The organism is Mycobacterium stomatepiae (assembly GCF_010731715.1).
GTDB classification, from domain to species: domain Bacteria; phylum Actinomycetota; class Actinomycetes; order Mycobacteriales; family Mycobacteriaceae; genus Mycobacterium; species Mycobacterium stomatepiae.
This window is the reverse complement of the sequence record NZ_AP022587.1, coordinates 1,090,322-1,111,916: the sequence shown is the minus strand read 5'-3', so window position 1 is coordinate 1,111,916 and position 21,595 is coordinate 1,090,322. Positions and strand designations below refer to the sequence as shown.

At 67.1% G+C, this 21,595-nt stretch carries 23 protein-coding genes; 19 read left to right on the top strand and 4 right to left on the bottom strand.

Annotated elements, in window-relative coordinates:
• The first annotated feature begins 7 nt into the window (after positions 1–7).
• Complete coding sequence (locus tag G6N54_RS05325; protein ID WP_163788873.1) at positions 8–1,036, top strand: alcohol dehydrogenase catalytic domain-containing protein; 1,029 nt, start codon at positions 8–10, stop codon at positions 1,034–1,036.
• 61 nt (positions 1,037–1,097) lie between these two features.
• On the opposite strand, the gene G6N54_RS05320 is transcribed toward G6N54_RS05325, so the two are convergent.
• Positions 1,098–1,508, bottom strand: coding sequence for a nitroreductase family deazaflavin-dependent oxidoreductase (locus G6N54_RS05320; protein WP_163788872.1), 411 nt, complete (start codon positions 1,506–1,508; stop codon positions 1,098–1,100).
• A 110-nt stretch (positions 1,509–1,618) separates the two neighbouring features.
• On the opposite strand from G6N54_RS05320, the gene hisD reads away from it, so the two are divergent.
• From hisD to hisI, 8 genes are read left to right on the top strand one after another with little or no spacing between them, the layout of a single operon-like run.
• The gene (hisD, locus tag G6N54_RS05315; RefSeq protein ID WP_163794527.1) at positions 1,619–2,947 is read left to right on the top strand and encodes a histidinol dehydrogenase; all 1,329 of its coding nucleotides are present in this window, start codon (positions 1,619–1,621) and stop codon (positions 2,945–2,947) included.
• Positions 2,944–4,143, top strand: a complete 1,200-nt coding sequence (locus tag G6N54_RS05310) for a histidinol-phosphate transaminase (protein WP_163788871.1) — start codon at positions 2,944–2,946, stop codon at positions 4,141–4,143. Before hisD ends, G6N54_RS05310 begins: the two co-directional genes overlap by 4 nt.
• Positions 4,140–4,760, top strand: a complete 621-nt coding sequence (gene hisB, locus G6N54_RS05305) for an imidazoleglycerol-phosphate dehydratase HisB (protein WP_163788870.1) — start codon at positions 4,140–4,142, stop codon at positions 4,758–4,760. The genes G6N54_RS05310 and hisB overlap by 4 nt, the downstream gene beginning before the upstream one ends.
• The gene (gene hisH / locus G6N54_RS05300; RefSeq protein ID WP_163788869.1) at positions 4,757–5,377 is read left to right on the top strand and encodes an imidazole glycerol phosphate synthase subunit HisH; all 621 of its coding nucleotides are present in this window, start codon (positions 4,757–4,759) and stop codon (positions 5,375–5,377) included. Before hisB ends, hisH begins: the two co-directional genes overlap by 4 nt.
• Positions 5,378–6,112, top strand: coding sequence for a bifunctional 1-(5-phosphoribosyl)-5-((5-phosphoribosylamino)methylideneamino)imidazole-4-carboxamide isomerase/phosphoribosylanthranilate isomerase PriA (priA, locus tag G6N54_RS05295; RefSeq protein ID WP_163788868.1), 735 nt, complete (start codon positions 5,378–5,380; stop codon positions 6,110–6,112).
• Between the two features lie 4 nt (positions 6,113–6,116).
• Positions 6,117–6,917, top strand: coding sequence for an inositol monophosphatase family protein (locus tag G6N54_RS05290; protein WP_163788867.1), 801 nt, complete (start codon positions 6,117–6,119; stop codon positions 6,915–6,917).
• Position 6,918: 1 nt separating this feature from the next.
• Positions 6,919–7,704, top strand: a complete 786-nt coding sequence (gene hisF, locus G6N54_RS05285; protein ID WP_163788866.1) for an imidazole glycerol phosphate synthase subunit HisF — start codon at positions 6,919–6,921, stop codon at positions 7,702–7,704.
• On the top strand, positions 7,701–8,054 hold the full coding sequence (hisI, locus tag G6N54_RS05280) for a phosphoribosyl-AMP cyclohydrolase (protein ID WP_163788865.1): 354 nt from the start codon (positions 7,701–7,703) through the stop codon (positions 8,052–8,054). Before hisF ends, hisI begins: the two co-directional genes overlap by 4 nt.
• Positions 8,055–8,291: 237 nt before the next feature.
• Here the strand turns inward: hisI and G6N54_RS05275 are convergent, their stop codons facing one another.
• Together G6N54_RS05275 and G6N54_RS05270 are read right to left on the bottom strand one after the other, a co-directional pair.
• Positions 8,292–9,041, bottom strand: coding sequence for an FAD-dependent oxidoreductase (locus G6N54_RS05275; protein WP_163788864.1), 750 nt, complete (start codon positions 9,039–9,041; stop codon positions 8,292–8,294).
• A 206-nt stretch (positions 9,042–9,247) separates the two neighbouring features.
• Complete coding sequence (locus tag G6N54_RS05270; protein WP_163788863.1) at positions 9,248–10,747, bottom strand: serine/threonine-protein kinase; 1,500 nt, start codon at positions 10,745–10,747, stop codon at positions 9,248–9,250.
• A gap of 86 nt (positions 10,748–10,833) precedes the next feature.
• Between G6N54_RS05270 and G6N54_RS05265 the strand changes: the two genes are divergently transcribed.
• Positions 10,834–11,928, top strand: a complete 1,095-nt coding sequence (locus G6N54_RS05265) for a calcium:proton antiporter (RefSeq protein WP_163788862.1) — start codon at positions 10,834–10,836, stop codon at positions 11,926–11,928.
• 136 nt (positions 11,929–12,064) lie between these two features.
• Here G6N54_RS05265 and G6N54_RS05260 read toward each other — a convergent pair whose 3' ends face one another.
• Complete coding sequence (locus G6N54_RS05260; RefSeq protein ID WP_163788861.1) at positions 12,065–12,529, bottom strand: peroxiredoxin; 465 nt, start codon at positions 12,527–12,529, stop codon at positions 12,065–12,067.
• A 50-nt stretch (positions 12,530–12,579) separates the two neighbouring features.
• Here G6N54_RS05260 and G6N54_RS05255 point away from each other — a divergent pair, with 50 nt between their 5' ends.
• The 9 genes from G6N54_RS05255 (at position 12,580) to pyk (ending at position 21,582) form a co-directional block, all read left to right on the top strand.
• Complete coding sequence (locus G6N54_RS05255) at positions 12,580–14,118, top strand: anthranilate synthase component I (RefSeq protein WP_163788860.1); 1,539 nt, start codon at positions 12,580–12,582, stop codon at positions 14,116–14,118.
• Positions 14,111–14,779, top strand: a complete 669-nt coding sequence (locus tag G6N54_RS05250) for a TIGR02234 family membrane protein (protein ID WP_163788859.1) — start codon at positions 14,111–14,113, stop codon at positions 14,777–14,779. Before G6N54_RS05255 ends, G6N54_RS05250 begins: the two co-directional genes overlap by 8 nt.
• A gap of 103 nt (positions 14,780–14,882) precedes the next feature.
• On the top strand, positions 14,883–15,701 hold the full coding sequence (gene trpC, locus G6N54_RS05245) for an indole-3-glycerol phosphate synthase TrpC (RefSeq protein ID WP_163788858.1): 819 nt from the start codon (positions 14,883–14,885) through the stop codon (positions 15,699–15,701).
• A 38-nt stretch (positions 15,702–15,739) separates the two neighbouring features.
• Complete coding sequence (trpB, locus tag G6N54_RS05240; RefSeq protein WP_163788857.1) at positions 15,740–17,005, top strand: tryptophan synthase subunit beta; 1,266 nt, start codon at positions 15,740–15,742, stop codon at positions 17,003–17,005.
• The gene (gene trpA / locus G6N54_RS05235; protein ID WP_163788856.1) at positions 17,002–17,808 is read left to right on the top strand and encodes a tryptophan synthase subunit alpha; all 807 of its coding nucleotides are present in this window, start codon (positions 17,002–17,004) and stop codon (positions 17,806–17,808) included. Before trpB ends, trpA begins: the two co-directional genes overlap by 4 nt.
• A complete protein-coding gene (locus tag G6N54_RS05230; protein ID WP_163788855.1) occupies positions 17,805–19,199 on the top strand; it encodes a prolipoprotein diacylglyceryl transferase in 1,395 nt (464 codons plus the stop codon). The genes trpA and G6N54_RS05230 overlap by 4 nt, the downstream gene beginning before the upstream one ends.
• 48 nt (positions 19,200–19,247) lie before the next feature.
• Entirely contained in the window at positions 19,248–19,637 is a 390-nt protein-coding gene (locus tag G6N54_RS05225) for a TM2 domain-containing protein (RefSeq protein ID WP_163788854.1), read from the top strand.
• The gene (locus tag G6N54_RS05220) at positions 19,627–20,055 is read left to right on the top strand and encodes a DUF2752 domain-containing protein (protein ID WP_163788853.1); all 429 of its coding nucleotides are present in this window, start codon (positions 19,627–19,629) and stop codon (positions 20,053–20,055) included. The genes G6N54_RS05225 and G6N54_RS05220 overlap by 11 nt, the downstream gene beginning before the upstream one ends.
• Positions 20,056–20,163: 108 nt before the next feature.
• Positions 20,164–21,582 (top strand): pyruvate kinase, encoded by a 1,419-nt coding sequence (gene pyk, locus G6N54_RS05215; protein ID WP_163788852.1) that lies wholly within the window; start codon positions 20,164–20,166, stop codon positions 21,580–21,582.
• The last annotated feature ends 13 nt before the right edge of the window (positions 21,583–21,595 follow it).

The following is a 21,595-nucleotide window of genomic DNA, read 5'->3' as shown; positions in this document are numbered from 1 at the left end:
GCCCGAGATGCGGCAGCTGAGCTTCGAGGAAGCCGGGCGCTACGCGTGGCGCGATGTCCCCGAGCCCGAAATCACCGCACCGGAACAAGCCGTGGTCAGGCCGCTGATGGTGGCCTGTTGCGATCTCGACATCGCGGTCGCGGCGGGTCAGGCCCCGCTGCCGCCGAGATATGCCGTCGGGCATGAGGGGTTGGCGGAGGTCGTGGCCGTCGGCGACGCCGTCGACACCGTCCGCCCCGGCGATTGGGTGGTAGTGCCGTTCCAGATCAGCTGCGGTCGCTGCGCGCACTGCCGCCGCGGCGTGACCGGCTCGTGTGGCTCGGTGCCGTTGATGGCGATGTACGGTCTCGGCCCGCTGGCCGGGCTGAACGGCGGGGGCTTCATGTCGGACGAGGTGCTGGTGCCCTACGCCGACGCGATGCTGGTCGCCGTCCCGGATGGCGTGGCGCCCAACGCGATTGCCTCACTGTCGGACAACATTCCCGACGGCTGGCGGGCGGTCGGGCCGTACGCGGCCGAGCTGGCCGCCCTCGATCCGGCCGACCGCCGCGTGCTGGTGATCGGCAAGCTGTCGATCGGGCTGTATGCCGCGGCGTTTGCGGCCGCGCTGGGGGCTCGCGTCGACTATGTCGACCACGATGTGCGCCGGCTGGCGGCCGCCGAAAAGCTCGGCGCGGTGGTCCACGATCGGGTCAAGCCCGACAAGTCGTGGGAACCGTATCCGCTCACCGTGCACACCTCCGCCGATCCTGCGCTGCTGGCCGCCACGCTGCGGGCGACCTGGCCGGACGGGGTATGCACCGACACCGGGATCTACTACCAGCCGGTCGTCGAGATGCCGCTACTGCCGATGTACACCCGCGGGGTAAGGTTCGTCACCGGGCGGGTCAACGCGCGGTCTGCCATTCCGCAGGTGCTGGACTTGCTGGCCGGCGGATGCGACCTGGCACCCGCCGTCGACCAGGTGGTGCCCTGGGCGGAAGCGCCGACGGTGTGGCCGACGATGACCGGCAAGACCGTCTTCACCCGCGTGTAGCGCCCTTGCTGCGCTCAACGCCGCGAGCGCGCACTCAGCGCCGCGAGGCGGGCACCCCAGCTCAGGCGATGTCGCTGACCAACACCGCCATGCGGCGTAACTGCAGGCGGACCAGCCGCGGCAGGCCCGTGCCGTCGGACCCGGCGGGCAGGATGCGGGGATTGGTGATGTGCACGGTCTTGCGGGCAAAGTGCAGGTCAGCCTGCCCGGCGGCCAGCACGTTCTTCACCCAGTCGGTCTTGCCGTGGCCCAGCGCGATCGCCAACACGTTGCCGTCGCGGTAAGCGGTCACGATGGTTTTGTACGGCTTGCCCGACGTGCGGCCGCGATGCTCGATCGTGGCGGTGCCGGGCAGGAAGCGCGCGATCGGCTTCAGCGCCGGGTTGACGTATTTGACCTGGAAGTTCTCAAACCACGTCGGATACACCATCGGGATGCCCGGGGCGTTGTTCGGGTGATCCTTCGTGGACATGCGGCTCCCTTTGCGGAACGTCTGTTGTCTGATTACGCGCACTGTACCGGTCGGATATTGATTTGAGTTCCTGTGGGACAATGGACGTTGTGACTGCCACATCCCCATCAGTGCTGGCCCGCATCGACCTGCGGGGCGCGGAGCTGACGGCTGCTCGGCTGCGGGCGACGTTGCCGCGCGGCGGGGCCGATGTGGAGACGGTGTTGTCAAACGTGCGCCCGATCGTCCAGGCCGTCGCCGAGCGCGGGGCCGAGGCGGCGCTGGAGTACGGAGCGTCGTTCGACGGCGTACGTCCCGCAGCCGTCCGCGTACCCGAGGCGGCTTTGCAGGCCGCGCTGGACGATCTGGACGCCGACGTCCGTGACGCGCTGCAGGTGATGATCGAGCGCACCCGCGCGGTGCACGCCGATCAGCGCCGCACCGACACCACCACGGTGCTCGGGCCGGGTGCGACGGTCACCGAGCGGTGGGTGCCTGTCGAGCGGGTCGGCCTCTACGTGCCCGGCGGCAACGCGGTGTATCCGTCCAGCGTCGTGATGAATGTCGTGCCCGCGCAGGCCGCGGGGGTGGAGTCGCTGGTGGTGACCAGCCCGCCGCAGGCCCGCTGCCAGGGCCAACTCGAAGGGCTGCCGCATCCGACGATCCTGGCGGCGGCCCGGCTGCTCGGAGTCGACGAGGTCTGGGCTGTCGGCGGCGCGCAGGCCGTCGCATTGCTGGCCTACGGCGGCGTCGACACCGACGGCGCGGAGCTTGCGCCGGTCGACCTGATCACCGGACCCGGCAACGTGTACGTCACGGCGGCCAAGCGGTTGTGCCGCTCGCTGGTGGGCATCGACGCCGAGGCCGGGCCGACCGAGATCGCCATCCTCGCCGACCACACCGCCGACCCGGCGCACGTGGCCGCCGACCTGATCAGCCAAGCCGAACACGACGAGATGGCCGGCAGCGTGCTGGTGACCGCGAGCGAGGACCTGGCCGCGGCCACCGACGCCGAAGTCGAGGCACAGCTGCAGACCACGGTTCACCGCGAACGGGTGACGGCGGCGCTCAGTGGTCCGCAATCGGCGATCATCCTGGTTGACGATCTCGACGCCGGCGTCAAAGTCGTCAACGCCTATGCTGCCGAACACCTCGAGGTCCAGACCGCCGACGCGCCCCAGGTCGCCAGCCGAATACGTTCGGCCGGAGCCATTTTCGTCGGCCCCTGGTCGCCGGTAAGCCTCGGCGACTACTGCGCCGGATCCAACCACGTGCTGCCGACCGCGGGCAGCGCCCGGCACTCCAGCGGCCTGTCGGTACAGACATTCCTGCGCGGCATCCACGTCGTCGACTACACCGAGGCGGCACTCAAAGATGTCTCCGGACACGTGGTCACACTCGCGAAAGCCGAAGACCTGCCCGCACATGGCGAGGCGGTACGGCGGAGGTTCGAACGATGACCGCATCCGAACGACAGGTCAACCTCGACGACCTGCCGCTGCGCGACGACCTGCGCGGCAAATCACCTTACGGCGCACCGCAATTGGTCGTTCCGGTGCGGCTGAACACCAACGAGAACCCGCACCCCCCGAGTGCGGCGCTGGTCGACGATGTCGTCCGGTCGGTAGGGGAGGCCGCCAGGGATCTGCACCGCTACCCCGACCGCGACGCGGTGGCCTTGCGAACCGATCTGGCGAGTTATCTCACCGCGCAAACCGGCACCTTGCTCGGTGTTGAAAACGTTTGGGCGGCCAATGGTTCCAACGAGATCTTGCAACAGTTGCTGCAGGCGTTCGGTGGGCCGGGGCGCAGCGCGCTCGGGTTCGTCCCGTCCTACTCGATGCACCCGCTGATCTCCGACTGCACCCGCACCGAATGGTTGACGGCTGCGCGCGCCGACGACTTCAGCCTCGACGTCGACGCCGCCGTCGCGGCAGTCGTCCAACACAAACCCGACGTGGTGTTCGTAACCAGCCCGAATAACCCGACCGGACAAAGCATTCCGCTGGGCGATCTGCGCCGACTGCTCGACGTGACGCCGGGCATCCTGATCGTCGACGAGGCGTACGGCGAGTTCTCATCGCAGCCCAGCGCGGTCGAGCTGATCGAGCAGTACCCGACCCGGCTAGTGGTCAGCCGCACCATGAGCAAGGCGTTCGCGTTCGCCGGCGGCAGGCTGGGCTATCTGGTCGCCACGCCGGCGCTGATCGACGCGATGCTGTTGGTGCGCTTGCCCTACCACCTGTCGTCGATCACCCAGGCCGCCGCCCGGGCCGCGCTGCGCCACGCGGACGACACCCTCGGCAGCGTGGCCACCCTGATCGCCGAACGCGAACGGGTCATGACGGCCTTGGCGTGCTTGGGCTTCCGGGTAATCCCCAGCGACGCGAACTTCGTGCTGTTCGGCGAGTTCGCCGACGCACTCGCGGCCTGGCGGCGTTACCTGGACGCCGGCGTCTTGATCCGCGACGTCGGCATCCCCGGCTACCTGCGCACCACCATCGGACTTGGCGACGAGAACGACGCGTTTCTCGCGGCGAGCGCCCCGATCGCCGCCACCGAGCTGGGCCCAGCCAATTCCAGCCCCGCAGGAGCGATCGCAAGCGCGGCGAAGCCGCGTGAAGCGGGTCGCGACCATGTGTTAGGAGCCCCGTGACCACGATTGCGACTCGTCGCGCGCGAATTGAGCGCCGCACCAAGGAATCCGACATCGTCGTCGAGCTGGACCTTGACGGCACCGGTCAGGTGCACGTCGACACCGGCGTGCCGTTCTACGATCACATGCTGCACGCACTGGGCAGTCACGCCAGCTTCGACCTGACCGTGCGGACCAAGGGTGACGTCGAGATCGAAGGACACCACACCATCGAAGACACCGCGATCGCCCTTGGGCAGGCGCTCGGGCAGGCACTCGGCGACAAGAAGGGCATCCGACGGTTCGGGGACTCCTTCATTCCGATGGACGAGACGCTGGCCCACGCCGCCGTCGACGTGTCGGGCCGGCCGTACTGTGTGCACAGCGGCGAGCCGGATCACCTGCAACACACCACGATCGCCGGGAACTCGGTGCCCTATCACACCGTGATCAACCGGCACGTATTCGAATCGCTGGCGATGAACGGCCGCATCGCGCTGCACGTGCGGGTGCTGTACGGGCGCGACCCGCACCACATCACCGAAGCGCAGTACAAGGCCGTGGCGCGGGCGTTACGCCAGGCCGTCGAACCCGACCCGCGCGTATCGGGTGTGCCATCCACCAAAGGTGTTTTGTGACAACACGATCGGTCGTGGTGCTGGACTACGGCTCAGGAAATCTTCGGTCTGCCCAGCGTGCGCTGCAGCGGGTCGGCGCGACGGTGGAGGTCACCGCCGACGCGCGCGCGGCGGCAGCGGCCGACGGGCTGGTGGTACCCGGTGTCGGTGCCTTCGAGGCGTGCATGACTGGTTTGCGCAAGATCGCGGGGGAGCGGATCATCGCCGAGCGGGTGGCCGCCGGGCGCCCGGTGCTGGGGGTTTGTGTCGGCATGCAGATCCTGTTCGCCCGCGGCGTGGAATTCGGGGTGGAGACGGTGGGCTGCGGGCAGTGGCCGGGCGCCGTGACCCGGCTGGACGCCCCGGTGATTCCGCACATGGGCTGGAACGTCGTCCAATCCGGCTTGGGTAGTGGACTTTTCAAGGGTCTGGACGCGTCCGCCCGGTTTTACTTCGTGCATTCCTACGCCGCGCAGCGGTGGGAGGGCTCGCCGGAGGCCGTGCTGACGTGGGCCACCCATCAGGTGCCGTTTTTGGCGGCGGTCGAGGACGGGCCGCTGGCCGCCACGCAATTCCACCCGGAGAAGAGTGGGGATGCCGGCGCGGCCGTATTGAGCAACTGGGTTGAGGGACTGTAAATGCCACTGATTTTGTTACCCGCTGTCGACGTCGTCGAGGGTCGGGCCGTGCGTTTGGTGCAGGGCAAGGCCGGCAGCGAAACGGAGTACGGCTCGGCGTTGGACGCGGCGCTGAACTGGCAGCGCGACGGCACCGACTGGATCCACCTGGTGGACCTGGACGCCGCGTTCGGCCGCGGGTCCAACCGCGAGCTGCTCGCCGAGGTGGTGGGCAAACTCGACGTGAACGTGGAGCTGTCCGGCGGGATCCGCGATGACGATTCGCTGGCCGCCGCGCTGGCCACCGGCTGTGCCCGGGTCAACCTGGGCACCGCGGCACTGGAGGATCCGCAGTGGTGCGCGCGCGCGATCACCGAGCACGGCGACAAGGTCGCCGTCGGCCTGGACGTGCAGATCATCGACGGCCAGCACCGGCTGCGCGGACGCGGCTGGGAAACCGATGGCGGCGACCTGTGGGAGGTGCTGGAACGCCTTGACGGCGAAGGATGTTCGCGGTTCGTCGTCACCGACGTCACCAAGGACGGCACGTTGGGCGGTCCCAATCTCGACCTGCTCGCCCGCGTCGCCGAGCGCACTGACGCCCCGGTGATCGCCTCGGGCGGCGTATCCAGCCTGGACGACTTGCGCGCCATCGCGACTCTCACCGACCGCGGCGTCGAGGGCGCCATCGTGGGCAAGGCGCTCTACGCCGGGCGGTTCACGTTGCCGCAGGCACTGGACGCGGTACGGCAGTAGACAAATGGATCTGCACGCGCTGCTGGCCGAGGCGTCGACAATCCTCGACGCAGCAGTGGAGCCGTTCGTGGCCGGCCATCGCGCCGACTCGGCAGTTCGCAAGAAAGGCAACGACTTCGCCACCCAGGTCGACCTGGCGATCGAACGGCAGGTCGTAGCCGCGCTGGAAGCGGTCACCGGAATCGGGGTGCACGGCGAGGAATTCGGCGGCACACCGGTCGATTCGTCGTGGGTATGGGTGCTGGACCCCATCGACGGCACCCTTAACTACGCCGCCGGATCACCGATGGCCGCGATACTGCTCGGCCTGCTGCACGACGGTGAGCCGGTGGCCGGGCTGACCTGGGCGCCGTTTACCGACACTCGCTACACGGCGGTCGCCGGTGGTCCGTTGGTGAAAAACGATGTCGCCCAGCCGCCGTTGACCGACACCGCGCCGGCCGACTGTCTGATGGGGGTCGGCACGTTCGATGCCGATTCCCGGGGGCGATTCCCGGGGCGTTATCGGATCGCGGTGCTAGAGAGACTCAGCACGGTGTGCTCACGATTGCGCATGCACGGGTCGACCGGTATCGACCTCGCCTATGTCGCCGACGGGATACTTGCCGGCGCAGTCCATTTCGGTGGCCATGTGTGGGATCATGCAGCGGGAGTCGCGTTGGTGCGGGCGGCAGGAGGCACCGTCACCGACTTGGACGGCCAACCCTGGACACCCGAATCGCGGTTGGTGCTGGCCGCGGCCCCCGGCGCCTACGGGCAGATACTCGAGATCGTGCGCAGCGCCGGCCGACCGGAGGACTACTGAGATGCAGTCGGGAACCGACCTTGCCGTGCGGGTGATTCCGTGCCTGGACGTCGACGACGGACGGGTCGTCAAAGGGGTCAATTTCGAGAACCTGCGCGACGCGGGTGATCCCGTCGAACTCGCCGCGGCGTACGACGCCGAAGGCGCCGACGAGCTGACCTTCCTCGACGTGACCGCGTCCTCGTCCGGCCGCGCCACGATGCTCGACGTGGTGCGCCACACCGCCGAACAGGTGTTCATCCCGCTGACGGTCGGCGGCGGCGTGCGCGCCGTGGCCGACGTTGACGTGCTGTTGCGGGCCGGGGCGGACAAGGTTTCGGTGAACACCGCCGCGATCGCCCGCCCCGACGTGTTGGCGGAGATGTCAAGGCAATTCGGCTCACAATGCATCGTGTTATCCGTCGATGCCCGCACCGTGCCGCCCGGTTCGGCGCCCACGCCGTCGGGCTGGGAGGTCACCACACACGGCGGCCGTCGCGGCACGGGCATCGACGCCGTCGAGTGGGCGACCCGCGGTGCTGACCTCGGCGTGGGTGAGATTCTGCTCAACTCGATGGACGCCGACGGCACCAAGGCCGGTTTCGATTTGTCGATGCTGCGCGCGGTGCGCGCCGCGGTCACGGTTCCGGTGATCGCCAGCGGCGGTGCCGGTGCGGTGGACCACTTCGCCCCCGCGGTCCAAGCCGGTGCTGATGCGGTGTTGGCGGCAAGCGTCTTTCACTTTCGCGAGCTGACGATCGGGCAGGTGAAGGCCGCGATGGCCGCGGAAGGGATCACGGTGCGATGATGCTGGAGGAGAACATCGCGGCGCGTCTCAAGCGCAGCGCCGACGGGCTGTTCACCGCCGTCGTGCAGGAGCGGGGCAGCGGCGACGTGTTGATGGTCGCTTGGATGGACGACGAGGCGTTGGCCCGCACCCTGGAAACCCGTGAGGCCACCTACTTTTCGCGGTCCCGTGGCGAGCAGTGGATCAAGGGCGCGACGTCGGGCCACACCCAGCGCGTGCACTCGGTGCGGTTGGACTGCGACGGCGACACCGTGCTGTTGACGGTCGATCAGGTCGGCGGCGCGTGCCACACCGGAGACCACAGCTGCTTTGACGCCGACGTGCTGCTAGAGCCGGACGATAGGCTCTGACCCGACTAGCAGCGGAACTCCTCGAAAAGGTTCCGGTGGGCATCGAGGATTCGGTCGATGTCTGCCGGTTGTGCGGTGGCATCTTGAACGTGATGTTCTTAGGTGCCACCAATATGATTCCGTCCGTCCGGGGAATCATGTAGCCAATGTCCTGGAAGTGGTAGGAGTAACGGATTTCGGGCTGTGGCAATAGGATTGCTAGTTGCCCACGTACTGGAATCAATTCGCTGTCGGCGATCAGCGCGGCTGCGCCAAATCCGGTGCAGTTGAAGACGAGCTGCTCTGGTAGCCCTGTGATATCCCCGATAGACGCGAACTCACGGATTTGGATTGCCCCGCCCGCGATTTGCAGATCGCGGAGCATCTGACGCAAGTAGCGGCCAGTTTCGACATACAGGGTCTCGAAATATGTGACTTCGTCGATGGGGAATGGATGTTCATCGCGTGACAACACGCGGCGGTGGGTGGAAATGTGGGAAGAAGTTCCGATACAGCATTGCTGTCTTCGTAGCTGGCGAGCCAGCGAACGCAGTAGTCGTCACCTACCAGGGTCTGGAATCGGCGCCAGCTGTAGGCGGCGGCGGTGAGGAATCGCTGGCGCCATTCCGCGGTGACCATCTTTTCGTCGAAGTGGTTCACCGGTTCCCACTTTCCGCCAGCGATATCGGAGGTGGTGTTCGGTGGCAGTGTCTTGGTGTAGACCGTCACGTCAAAGCCGGCTTCCTGCACGAGGCGGGCGGTGCTTAGTCCCATGACCCCGGCCCCGATCACCGCGACGGGCCCGCGATGGCCAGGCAGGCCGAGATCGACGGCGAGTTTGGAGGTACCCCAGGACAGCGTGATCCCAGCGCCGCCGTGGCTGTAGTTATGCACTAATCGCTGAGCGCCAACGGATTCGGCGCGTACGACGAACCCCCCGGGACGGTAAGGCCGCAGGCCTGGCGTGGTGTGGATTACTCGCTGCGGGGTGACCTCAACTGTAGGCATGCACGTGTCGCCGGGCATCTGCCTACCACCCGGTAGCGACAGGATGGTCGAGACTGCTGCTGCGGCCTTCATTGGGAAACCGAGACGATCCACGCGCATCTCCTAGCCGGGCACGAACGGCGACACCGATAACAATATATGATCATACTCGGGATATGCGATCAGTCCGCAGGCAAGGCGGCGAGGTGGCTATTGGCGCCCGAGAATCAAGCCCGACCCGCGTCCAAACTATTGGCCGCTGCGATCGCCGCACGGGGCCACTCGTGCCGGAACACCGCCGGTGAGATGCGTTCGCGGCGAATGACTTCGAGATCGATCGCCCTCCCGTCGATCACCGCGTTCGGCACCCGGAACGAGTAGGCCGGCTCGTCGGTGGCCACGGCCAGGATGGCGTCCTTATCGGTGAAGTTGTTGGCGCGCATGGTGTCCTCGGCCCAGCGCAGCGGCTTGAGGCCGTCGAAGTTCTTGACGTACACCACCCACAGCCGGGTGCCGTGCGTGTCGTAGAGCTTGCGAAGCGCTCGGTTCACCGCGTCGTACTCGAGGGGACCGAGCGCATTCGCGTTGTCGGTGATTTGGCCGGACAGCTTGAACGCCGGCTTGGCCGAAGGTTGGCTAGTTGGCGGTGCCATCGGTTGCGAGGTGGCTCCGCCGTTGCCGGGGGAGTCGCCCAGCAGGCGGACGCTGACGAGTACCGCAAGCCCGATCAGCGCGACGCCGACGATCGCCGAGACCGCGAGCGCCGTGCGCCGGTTACTGCGCACGGGCGGCGTTGCGCCCGAGGTGATTTGCGGCGCGGCGACCACATCCGTCGCCATTGCGGCGGCTTGGGTCGGAGCCACCGCCTCGGCCGCCGCCGAGGTGCTGAGCTGCGCGCCCAGCGCGGCCGCGAAATCCGCGCACGTCGCATAGCGGTCGGCCGGATCCTTCGCAAGCGCCTTATCGAGCGCGCCGTCGAGGTCGGCCAACTCGGGCCGGCGCTCACTGACCGGCGGTGGCGGCGCGGACAAATGCTGTGTGATGACCACCGCCGGATTCGTACCGTGAAAGGGGGCGGACCCGGTCAAGAGGTTGAACGCGGTGCATCCCAGCGCGTATTGGTCGGCCCGCCCGTCGAGGTCCAAACCCTGCAACTGCTCGGGTGCGCAATAAGCGGTGGTTCCCATCATCATGTTTGTCGCTGTCAGGCCGCTGATTTCACCCAGCTCACGGGCAATGCCGAAATCGGCCAGCAGGATCCGCCGGCGCGGCGTCGCGTCGGTGAGCAGGATGTTGGCGGGCTTGACGTCGCGGTGCAGCAGGCCACGTGAATGTGCGTAATCGAGCGCGTCGGCCACCGCCGTGATGATCTCGACGACATCGGCCTTCGGCATTCCCGACGGGTACTGGCGCAGCAGCTGTGCGGCGTCGGTGCCTTCGACGTAATCCATCGAAATCCACAGTTGCCCTTCGTATTCGCCGCGGTCGTGGATGCCGACGATGTGTTCGTTGTACAGGCTTGCGGCGTGGTCGGCTTCCCGGTGGAACCGCTCGCGAAATTCGAGGTTGTCCGTGAGCTCGCCGGGCAGGATCTTCAGCGCGTCACGGCGGGGCAGCCGCGGGTGCTGTGCGAGATATACCTCGCCCATCCCCCCGGCCCCCAGCCGCCGAACGATCGTGTATCCAGCGAACACCGCGCCTTCGGGCAACCCATCGCTTTGCCGCATGTGAGCATGCTACTGAGGAGGTGATTGCCGCGGCCGGCTAATCGCGACTCGGCACGGGCCGACGATTTCGGTGAGAATGGGCGACGATGCGCGAACGGATCTCCTGGAACGTCCTGGTGCCGCTGACCGCCCTCGTCACGCTCGCATCGACCTGGGGAGGCGGGCACCCCGGTCCGATACTCTCGGCGATCGAGGCGATCCTGCTGATCGGTGCCGTGTTGGCCGCGGTGCACCACGCCGAGGTCGTCGCGCACCGGGTCGGCGAGCCGTTCGGGTCGCTGGTGCTCGCCACCGCGGTGACGGTGATCGAGCTGGCCCTGATCATCGAACTGATGGCCTCGGGCGGCAACGACGCGGCGACGCTGGCTAGAGACACCGCGTTCGCGGCCCTGATGATCACCACGAACGGCATCGCCGGGTTGTCGCTGCTGCTGGGTTCGCGTCGCTACGGCGTGACGTTGTTCAACCCGCACGGCAGCGGTGCGGCGCTGGCCACGCTCACCACACTGGCGACGCTGAGCCTGGCGCTGCCTACCTTCACCACCACCCGCGCGGGCCAGGAATTCTCGCCCGGTCAGCTGGCATTCGCTGCCGTCGCCTCGTTGCTGCTCTACCTGCTGTTCGTCTTCACTCAGACGGTGCGGCACCGCGACTTCTTCCTGCCGATCTCGCAGAAGGGTCAGCAGAGCATCTTCGACGAGGAAAGCCACGCCGAGCCGCCGGACAACGCCGCAGCGCTGCGCAGCCTGGGGCTGCTGCTGGTGGCGCTGCTCGCGGTGGTAGGCCTGGCCGAACAAGAATCGCCGGCCGTCGAGAAACTGGTGTCGGCGGCGGGCTTCCCGCACTCCTTCGTCGGCGTCGTGATCGCGTTGCTGGTGCTGCTGCCGGAGACGCTGGCGGCCGGGCGAGCGGCGCGGCAGGGCCGCATTCAGACCAGCCTCAACCTCGCCTACGGCTCGGCGATGGCCAGCATCGGGCTCACCATTCCCGGCATCGCGCTGGCGTCGATCTGGCTGAAGGGGCCGCTGATCCTCGGCCTGGGCCCCACTCAGTTGGCGCTCTTCGCGCTGACCGTGGTGATCAGCGTGCTGACCGTGGTCCCGGGCCGGGCCACTCGGCTACAGGGCGAGGTGCACCTGGTGCTGTTGGCCGCGTTCTTGTTCTTGGCGATCATCCCGTAGCGCTAAATATGTTGCGTGACACAGGCCTTGGCGTTGGCGCATGTTGCATGCTCCGCAACTGCCATCTACCGTTCGGCGAGCACCTTGGTCACAAATCCACCTATCCTGCAGTAGATCTCGCGCAACTGTCGAGGAGTTAAGCCGTCGAACGGGCCCGCAACGTCTGCAGCGCCTGGTCGGCGTGGGCGTCCATGCTGAACTCGCTGGCGATCACGTTGAGCACCCTGCGATCGGTGTCGATCACGAACGTCGTGCGCTTGACCGGCATCAGCTTGCCTAGCAGACCACGCTTGACGCCGAACTGCGTGGCGACCGTGCCGTCGCTGTCCGACAGCAGTGGGTAGTCGAAGCTTTCCTTGTCGGCGAACTTCGCCTGCTTTTGCACGGCATCGGTACTGATGCCGACGCGACTCGCGCCGACCGCCGCGAACTCGGCCGCCAGGTCCCGGAAATGGCAGGCTTCCTTGGTGCACCCAGGAGTCATGGCCGCGGGGTAGAAGAACAGCACCACGGGGCCGTCGGCGAGCAGGGCGCTGAGCTTGCGTGGCATTCCGGTCTGATCGGGAAGTTCGAAGTCGGCCACTGTGTTACCAGTTTTCATGGGCGTCAGGCTACGCCGATCCGGGCAAACGGATCTGCGAGGATGGTTTGGTGCATCCCCACCTCGCCGACACCACCTCACGGGAGGAATTTCGCCTGCTCGCGGCCGGGCACCGCTTTGTTCCGGTGACCCGGAAGGTCTTGGCCGACAGCGAGACGCCGCTGTCCGCCTACCGCAAGCTGGCCGCCAATCGCCCCGGCACTTTCCTGCTGGAGTCCGCCGAGAACGGCCGGTCGTGGTCGCGATGGTCGTTCATCGGGGCGGGGGCGCCCTCGGCGTTGACCGTGCGCGACGGCGAAGCGGTGTGGCTGGGTGCGGTTCCGCAGGATGCGCCCACCGGCGGCGACCCGCTCGAGGCGCTGCAGGCCACCCTCGAACTGCTGGCCACCGCCGCGGTGCCGGGCCTGCCGCCGCTGTCGGGCGGTCTGGTGGGATTCTTCGCCTACGACATGGTGCGACGCCTGGAGCGCCTACCGGAAATGGCCGTCGACGACCTTGGGCTGCCGGACATGCTGATGCTGCTGGCCACCGATGTGGCGGCGGTCGACCACCACGAGGGCACCATCACCCTGGTCGCCAATGCCGTGAACTGGAACGGCACCGACGAACGGGTCGACGAGGCCTATGACGACGCGGTCGCGCGCCTGGACGTAATGACCGAGGCGCTCGGGCAGCCGCTGCCGTCGACGGTGGCCACCTTCAGCAAGCCCCAGCCCGAATATCGGGCGCAACGCACGGTCGGGGAATACGGGAAGATCGTCGACTATCTCGTCGAGCAGATCGCGGCCGGCGAAGCCTTCCAGGTGGTGCCCTCCCAACGCTTCGAAATGGACACCGATGTCGACCCGCTCGAGGTCTATCGAATCCTGCGGGTGACCAACCCGAGCCCGTATATGTACCTGCTGCATGTGCCGAATAGTGCTGGTGTGACGGACTTTTCGATCGTCGGTTCCAGCCCGGAGGCACTCGTCACCGTGGTTGACGGCCGCGCCACCACGCATCCGATCGCCGGCACCCGGTGGCGGGGACAGAACGAGGAAGAAGATCAGCTGCTAGAAAAGGAGCTGCTGTCCGACGACAAGGAACGCGCCGAGCACCTGATGCTGGTCGACCTCGGCCGCAACGACCTCGGCCGGGTCTGCATGCCCGGCACGGTGCGCGTCGAGGACTACAGCCACATCGAGCGCTACAGCCACGTGATGCACCTGGTCTCCACGGTGACCGGCCTGCTCGGCGAGGGCCGCACCGCGCTGGACGCGGTCACGGCGTGTTTCCCGGCCGGCACGCTGTCGGGAGCGCCCAAGGTGCGGGCCATGGAGCTGATCGAAGAGGTGGAGAAGACGCGCCGGGGCGTCTACGGCGGGGTGCTCGGATACCTCGATTTCGCCGGCAACGCCGACTTCGCGATCGCCATCCGCACCGCGCTGATGCGCAACGGCACCGCATACGTCCAGGCGGGCGGGGGGGTGGTCGCCGACTCCAACGGGCCTTACGAGTACACCGAGGCGAGCAACAAGGCGCGCGCGGTGTTGAACGCCATCGCCGCCGCCGAGACGCTCAGCGCCCCGGACGCACCCCGCAATGGCTGATGCCCGGCCGGACCGGCGAGCCCGGCTGACGATCGGCATCGCCCAGCTGCTGCTGGTCATCGCCGCGGGCCTGCTGTGGACGGCCTCGCGGCTGCCGTGGGTCGTCATCCGGTCGTTCGACGGGCTGGGACCGCCCAAGGAAGTGATCCTGGCCGGCGCGTCCTGGTCGACGGTCTTGCTGCCGTTGGCGCTGCTGATGCTGGCCACGGCCGTCGCGGCGCTCGCGGTGCGCGGCTGGGCGCTGCGGGTGCTGGCAGGACTGATGGCCCTGATCAGCCTGGCGATCGGCTATCTGGGTGTCAGCCTGTGGGTGTTGCCTGACGTGGCGGTGCGGGGAACCGAGCTTGCCCATATTTCGCTGGTGACGCTGGTCGGCAGCGAGCGGCGCTGCGCCGGCGCGGGGTTCGCGGTGGCCGCCGCGGTGTGCACGTTGATCGCCGCCGTCCTGTTGATGCGGTCCGCGATGTCGGCACGCGCCGGGGCAAAAAAATACGCCGCACCGGCGACCCGCCGCTCAATTGCGCGGCGCGAAACCGCCGATGGGGCGATGCTGGAGGAGCCGGGGGCCCCAGAGATGTCGGAGCGGATGATCTGGGACGCACTCGATGAGGGGCACGACCCGACCGATCGGCCCCGCGAGTCTGACACCGAGGGTCGGTGACGGGTCGCGAGCCGACGGTCGCTACCCTTCATTGACGTCGTCGAAATCGGCTCGAAACCGGTTAGGTGACCGTGAGTGGCATGTGGGAAGGGAAACGACAGGTATGAGTCCGGCGACAGTCCTTGACTCCATCCTCGAGGGGGTCCGGGCCGATGTTGCCGCGCGCGAAGCCCGTATCTCGCTTCCCGAGATCAAAGCGGCCGCCGCGGCGGCCCCGCCTCCGCTCGACGTGATGGCTGCCCTGCGCGAGCCCGGGATCGGCGTCATCGCGGAGGTCAAACGTGCCAGTCCGTCGGCGGGTTCGTTGGCGCCCATTAGCGATCCGGCCAAATTGGCTCAGGCTTACGAAGACGGCGGTGCCCGGATCATCAGCGTCTTGACCGAGGAGCGGCGTTTTCAAGGCTCCCTCGACGACCTGGATGCAGTTCGGGCCGCCGTGTCGATTCCGGTCTTGCGCAAAGACTTTGTGGTGCAGCCCTATCAGATTCACGAGGCGCGTGCGCACGGCGCCGACATGTTGTTGCTGATCGTGGCCGCTTTGGAGCAGTCGGCGCTGGCGGCGATGCTCGACCGCACCGAATCACTCGGTATGACAGCGCTCGTCGAGGTCCACACCGAAGAAGAGGCCGACCGGGCGTTGAAGGCCGGGGCGAACGTGATCGGGGTCAATGCCCGCGATCTGAAGACGCTGAATGTGGACCGGGATAGCTTTTCGCGGATCGCGCCGGGACTGCCCAGTAACGTGATCAGGATCGCCGAGTCCGGGGTGCGGGGGACCGCGGACCTGCTGGCCTATGCCGGTGCCGGCGCGGACGCCGTCCTCGTCGGTGAGGGCCTGGTCAAAAGTGGCGACCCACGTGCCGCAGTCGCAGATCTGGTGACCGCGGGCACTCATCCGTCGTGTCCGAAACCGGCTCGCTAGTTGAACCTGATGAACCATCCCCGCGTTGAGCAATGGTGATGGTGGATTTAACACGCCCCGCCTTGCCACTTTCGAGTGCGGCCATATCCGAACCCACCCGACATGACCCCGACTCGCGTGGGCATTTCGGTGTGTACGGCGGGCGCTACGTCGCCGAAGCGTTGATGGCGGTGATCGAAGAAGTCACTGCCGCCTACGAAAAGGAACGCGTCAATCCCGAGTTCCTGGATCTGCTGGACGATTTACAGGCCAACTACGCGGGCCGGCCGTCGCCGCTGTATGAGGCCACTCGGCTAAGCGAACACGCCGGCTCGGCACGCCTCTTCCTCAAGCGAGAAGACCTGAACCACACCGGTTCTCACAAGATCAACAACGTGCTGGGTCAGGCGTTGCTGGCCAACAGGATGGGTAAGACCCGGGTGATCGCCGAGACCGGCGCCGGCCAGCACGGCGTGGCCACGGCCACTGCCTGCGCGTTGCTCGGCCTGGATTGCTTGATCTACATGGGCGCGGTCGACACGGCGCGCCAGGCGCTCAATGTGGCACGGATGCGGCTGTTGGGCGCCGAGGTCGTCTCGGTCGACACGGGTTCGCAAACGTTGAAGGACGCCATCAACGAGGCGTTCCGCGATTGGGTCACCAACGCCGACAACACGTATTACTGCTTCGGCACCGCGGCGGGACCGCACCCCTTCCCGACGATGGTCCGCGATTTCCAGCGCGTCATCGGGCTGGAGGCCCGCGCGCAGATCCAGACGCAGGCGGGCCGGCTGCCCGACGCGGTGACGGCGTGCATCGGCGGCGGCTCCAACGCCATCGGAATCTTCCACGCGTTCATCGACGACCCCGGCGTGCGGTTGGTGGGCTACGAGGCGGCGGGTGACGGCGTCGAGACCGGCAGGCATGCGGCGACATTCACCGGCGGTTCGCCCGGGGCTTTTCAGGGTTCGTTCTCCTATCTGCTGCAGGACGAGGACGGTCAGACGATCGAATCTCATTCGATCTCAGCGGGTTTGGATTACCCCGGAGTGGGCCCCGAGCACGCGTGGCTGCGCGAAACCGGGCGCGCCGAATACCGGCCGATCACCGACGCCGAGGCGATGGATGCGTTTCGTCTGCTGTGCCGCACCGAAGGCATCATCCCCGCCATCGAATCCGCGCACGCCGTCGCCGGTGCGCTGAAGTTGGGCAACGAATTGGGCAGCGGCGCAGTCATTGTGGTGAACCTGTCGGGCCGCGGTGACAAGGACGTCGAGACGGCCGCGAAATGGTTCGGCCTGATGGACCCCCAGGACAAGCAATGACGGTGGAGCAGAGCCACGCCAGCGGGCTGGCGCCGCTTTTCGACGCGTGCCGGGCCGAAAACCGTACCGCGCTGATCGGCTATCTGCCCACGGGTTATCCCGACGTGCAAACTTCGCTGGACGCGATGACCGCTCTGGTCGAATCGGGTTGTGACCTCATCGAAGTCGGGGTGCCGTATTCCGATCCCGGCATGGACGGCCCGACGATCGCCAGGGCCACCGAGGCCGCGTTGCGCGGGGGCGTGCGCGTCCGTGACACGTTGGCCGCCGTCGAAGCGATCAGCCTGGCCGGTGGTCGTGCGGTGGTCATGACGTATTGGAATCCGGTGCTGCGCTACGGGGTTGACGCGTTTGCGCGTGACCTGGCAGCGGCGGGCGGACACGGGCTGATCACCCCGGACCTGATCCCGGAGGAAGCCGATGAGTGGATGGCCGCCTCCGACGCGCATCGGCTGGATCGCATCTTTCTGGTGGCGCCCTCGTCGACGCCGCAGCGTCTGGTGACCACGATCGAGGCGTCGCGCGGGTTCGTCTACGCGGCCTCGACGATGGGCGTCACTGGGGCGCGCGACGCGGTGTCGAACGCCGCCCCCGAATTGGTCAGCAGGGTCAAAGCGGTGTCCGATATCCCGGTCGGCGTTGGCCTCGGTGTGCGATCGCGCGAGCAGGCCGCGCAGATCGGCGGCTACGCCGACGGCGTGATTGTCGGTTCGGCCCTGGTTTCGGCACTCGCCGACGGCCTGCCGAGCTTGCGTGCCTTGACCCAGGAATTGGCCGAAGGTGTGCGAGTCTCGACATCATGACGATGTTGCCCACGTATTTCCCCAGCCCACCGCAAGGTGTCTGGCATCTCGGGCCGTTGCCGATTCGCGCGTACGCGCTATTCATCATCACCGGCATCGTGGTCGCGCTGATGATCGGCGATCGGCGCTGGGCGGCTCGCGGCGGGCAGCGCGGGGTGATTTACGACATCGCGCTGTGGGTGGTGCCGTTCGGTTTGATCGGCGGCAGGCTCTATCACCTGGCCACTGATTGGCGGACGTATTGGGGCCCTGGCGGTGCCGGGTTCGGCGCGGCGTTCCGAATCTGGGACGGCGGGCTGGGAATCTGGGGCGCCGTGGCTCTCGGTGTGCTCGGAGCGTGGATCGGTTGCCGCCGGCGCGGCATTCCGTTGCCGGCCTTCCTTGATTCGGTTGCGCCGGGAATCATCCTGGCGCAGGCCATCGGTCGGCTCGGGAACTACTTCAACCAGGAACTCTACGGCCGGGAGACCACGCTGCCCTGGGGCCTGGAAATCTTCTATCGGCGTGATCCTTCGGGATACATCGACCCGCATTCGCTCGACGGTGTGTCGACCGGGCAACTCGCGGTCGTCGTGCAACCGACGTTTCTCTACGAATTGCTCTGGAACATCCTGGTTTTCGTGGTCCTGATCTACATCGATCGGAGATACGCGATTGGTCATGGGCGGCTCTTTGGGGCGTACGTCGCGCTCTACTGCGTTGGGCGCTTCTGGGTTGAGCTGATGCGCGACGACACCGCCACTCACATCGCCGGTATCCGGATCAACTCGTTCACATCGACTTTCGTGTTCATCGGTGCGATCGTCTACATCGTTCTGGCGCCGAAGGGCCGCGAGGATCCTGAGAGTCTGCGCGGCAAGAGCGACGTGGCTGACGCGGAATCCGAGCCCGAAGTCGAGCCGACCGAGGAACTCGCCAGTGTCGCTGCGGCTTCGGCGGCGACCGCCGCGACCGCGGCCGGTGCGGACGACGACGCCGGCTCGGCGGGTTCGGCGGAGTCTGTCGAAGCGTCGAACGTTGAGGAGGCCGCTGAGCCTGAGGCCACGGCGGCCGAGGAACCCGAAGCCGAGAAACCCGAAGCCGAGGAGCCTGAAGCGACGGCCGCAGAGCCGGAAGCCGAGGTTGAGGAAGCGGAAGTCGGGGAGCCCGCGGTCGATGAGGGTGAGCCTGAAGCCGAGGCTGACGCACCGGAGGCTGAGGAGCCCGCGGTGCCGGAGGCGGAGGCAGTAGCCGACGAATCCGAAATCGAAGAAGCAGCAGCCGAAGAGCCCGAAACCGAGGAGCCCGAAACGGAAGAGGCCGCAGTCGAAACCGCGGCCTCGGGGGCGAGAAGGAAACTCGGCGACGCTGGCCGTTGCGGCGGCGCACCCGGTCTTCGGGCAGCTAGCTGACGATCGTTGAGACTGGGGTACGCCCGGTCCGTCTGGCATGCTGAGACGGTGACCGAACCGTCGTGGAACGATGCCTCAAACCCAGGCGCACCACCACCGCCGCCGTCGGGATATCCACCGCCGCACCCGCAATATCAGCCGTACCCGGGCGCCCCCGGCTACGACCCCTCAGCACCCTATGGCCGTCACCCGGTGACGGGTCTGCCGTACTCGGACAAGTCGAAGACCATCGCCGGGCTTTTGCAACTTCTCAGCCTGGTCGGCATCGGCGGCGTCGGCCGCTTCTACATCGGTGACATCGGAATCGGCGTTGCCCAGCTGCTCGTCGGACTGCTCACCTGCGGAATCGGTTTGATCTGGAGCATCATCGACGCCGTGCTGATCCTGACCGACAAGGTTAGCGACCCGCAGGGTCGCCCACTGCGCGATGGAACCTGACCCGGCCTCCCGTACGGGAGAGCAGCATCACCGTCACGGCCGCTACATCGCCGCCGGCACCGGCGTGCTGCTGGCGGGAGCGCTCGGCTACGTCGGATCCGTCGACCCGCACAATGCGAATTCGGCCTACCCGCTCTGTCCGTTCAAATGGCTCACCGGCTGGAATTGCCCCTTCTGTGGCGGGCTCCGCATGACACACGACCTGCTGCACGGGCACCTGGTGGCCAGCATCTACGACAACATCTTCCTGCTGGTCGGTCTCCCGGCCTTGGCTGTGTTTCTGCTGGTGCGGTGGCGGCAGGGCCGCCGGCCGGTGCCGATTCCGGCGGTGATCACGATCGCCGCTGTGGCGATCGTGTGGACGGTGCTGCGCAATATGCCCGGGTTTCCGCTGGTGCCGACAATGCTCGGTGGATAGTCGGCCACGAAATCGCGTGGCCGCCCATCGTCGTGATTTGTCGACGGCTCACTGCGCGTCCACCACGGAGTCACCCCCAGGTCCGGCGGCACGACTAAGCTGTTCGGCGTGACTAGACGCGGGAAGATCGTCTGCACCCTCGGCCCGGCGACCCAAACGGACGAGCTGACGCTGGCGCTGGTCGAGGCCGGAATGGACGTCGCCCGAATGAACTTCAGCCACGGCGACTACGCGGACCACAAGGCCGCATACGAGCGGGTACGTGCCGCCTCGGATGCCACCGGGCGCGCCGTCGGCATACTCGCCGACCTGCAAGGGCCCAAGATCAGACTGGGGCGTTTCGCCACGGGCTCGACCTACTGGGCCGAGGGCGAAACGATCCGGATCACGGTCGAAAACTGCGAAGGAACCCACGACCGGGTTTCGACCACCTACAAGACGTTGTCCAAGGACGCCACGACCGGTGACCGGGTCCTGGTCGACGACGGCAAGGTCGGGCTGATCGTCGAGGCCATCGACGGCGACGACGTCGTCTGCACCGTGGTCGAGGGCGGCCCGGTCAGCAACAACAAGGGCATGTCGTTGCCCGGAATGAACGTGTCCGCACCGGCCTTGTCGGACAAGGACATCGACGATCTCACCTTCGCGCTGGACCTGGGCGTCGACCTGGTCGCGCTGTCCTTCGTGCGCTCGCCATCGGACGTCGAACTGGTTCACGAGGTGATGGACCGGATCGGCCGGCGGGTCCCGGTGATCGCCAAGCTGGAGAAGCCGGAAGCCGTCGACAATCTCGAAGCGATCGTGCTGGCCTTCGACGGCATCATGGTGGCGCGCGGCGACCTCGGCGTCGAGCTGCCACTGGAAGAGGTTCCGCTGGTGCAGAAGCGCGCCATTCAGATGGCCCGCGAGAACGCCAAGCCCGTGATCGTCGCGACGCAGATGCTCGAGTCGATGATCGAAAGCTCGCGGCCGACCCGCGCCGAGGCCTCCGACGTCGCCAACGCCGTGCTGGACGGTGCCGACGCGGTGATGTTGTCCGGGGAAACCTCCGTCGGGAAATACCCGTTGGCCGCGGTGCGCACCATGGCGCGCATCGTGACCGCGGTCGAGGACAACTCCACCGCCGCGCCGCCGCTGACCCACGTGCCGCGCACCAAGCGGGGAGTGATCTCCTACGCTGCCCGCGACATCGGCGAGCGGCTCGACGCCAAGGCCTTGGTCGCCTTCACGCAGTCCGGCGACACCGTGAAGCGACTGGCACGGCTGCACACCCCGTTGCCGCTGCTCGCCTTCACGGCCTGGCCCGAGGTGCGCAGCCAGCTGGCCCTGACGTGGGGCACCGAGACATTCATTGTCCCGATCATGGATTCCACCGACGAGATGATCCGGCAGGCCGACAAATCGCTGCTGGAGCTGGGCCGATACAAGCGGGGCGACATGGTGGTGATCGTCGCGGGCGCTCCGCCTGGCACAGTAGGGTCAACCAACCTGATCCACGTCCACCGGATCGGGGAGGACGACCTCTAAACGCGTAAGGAGA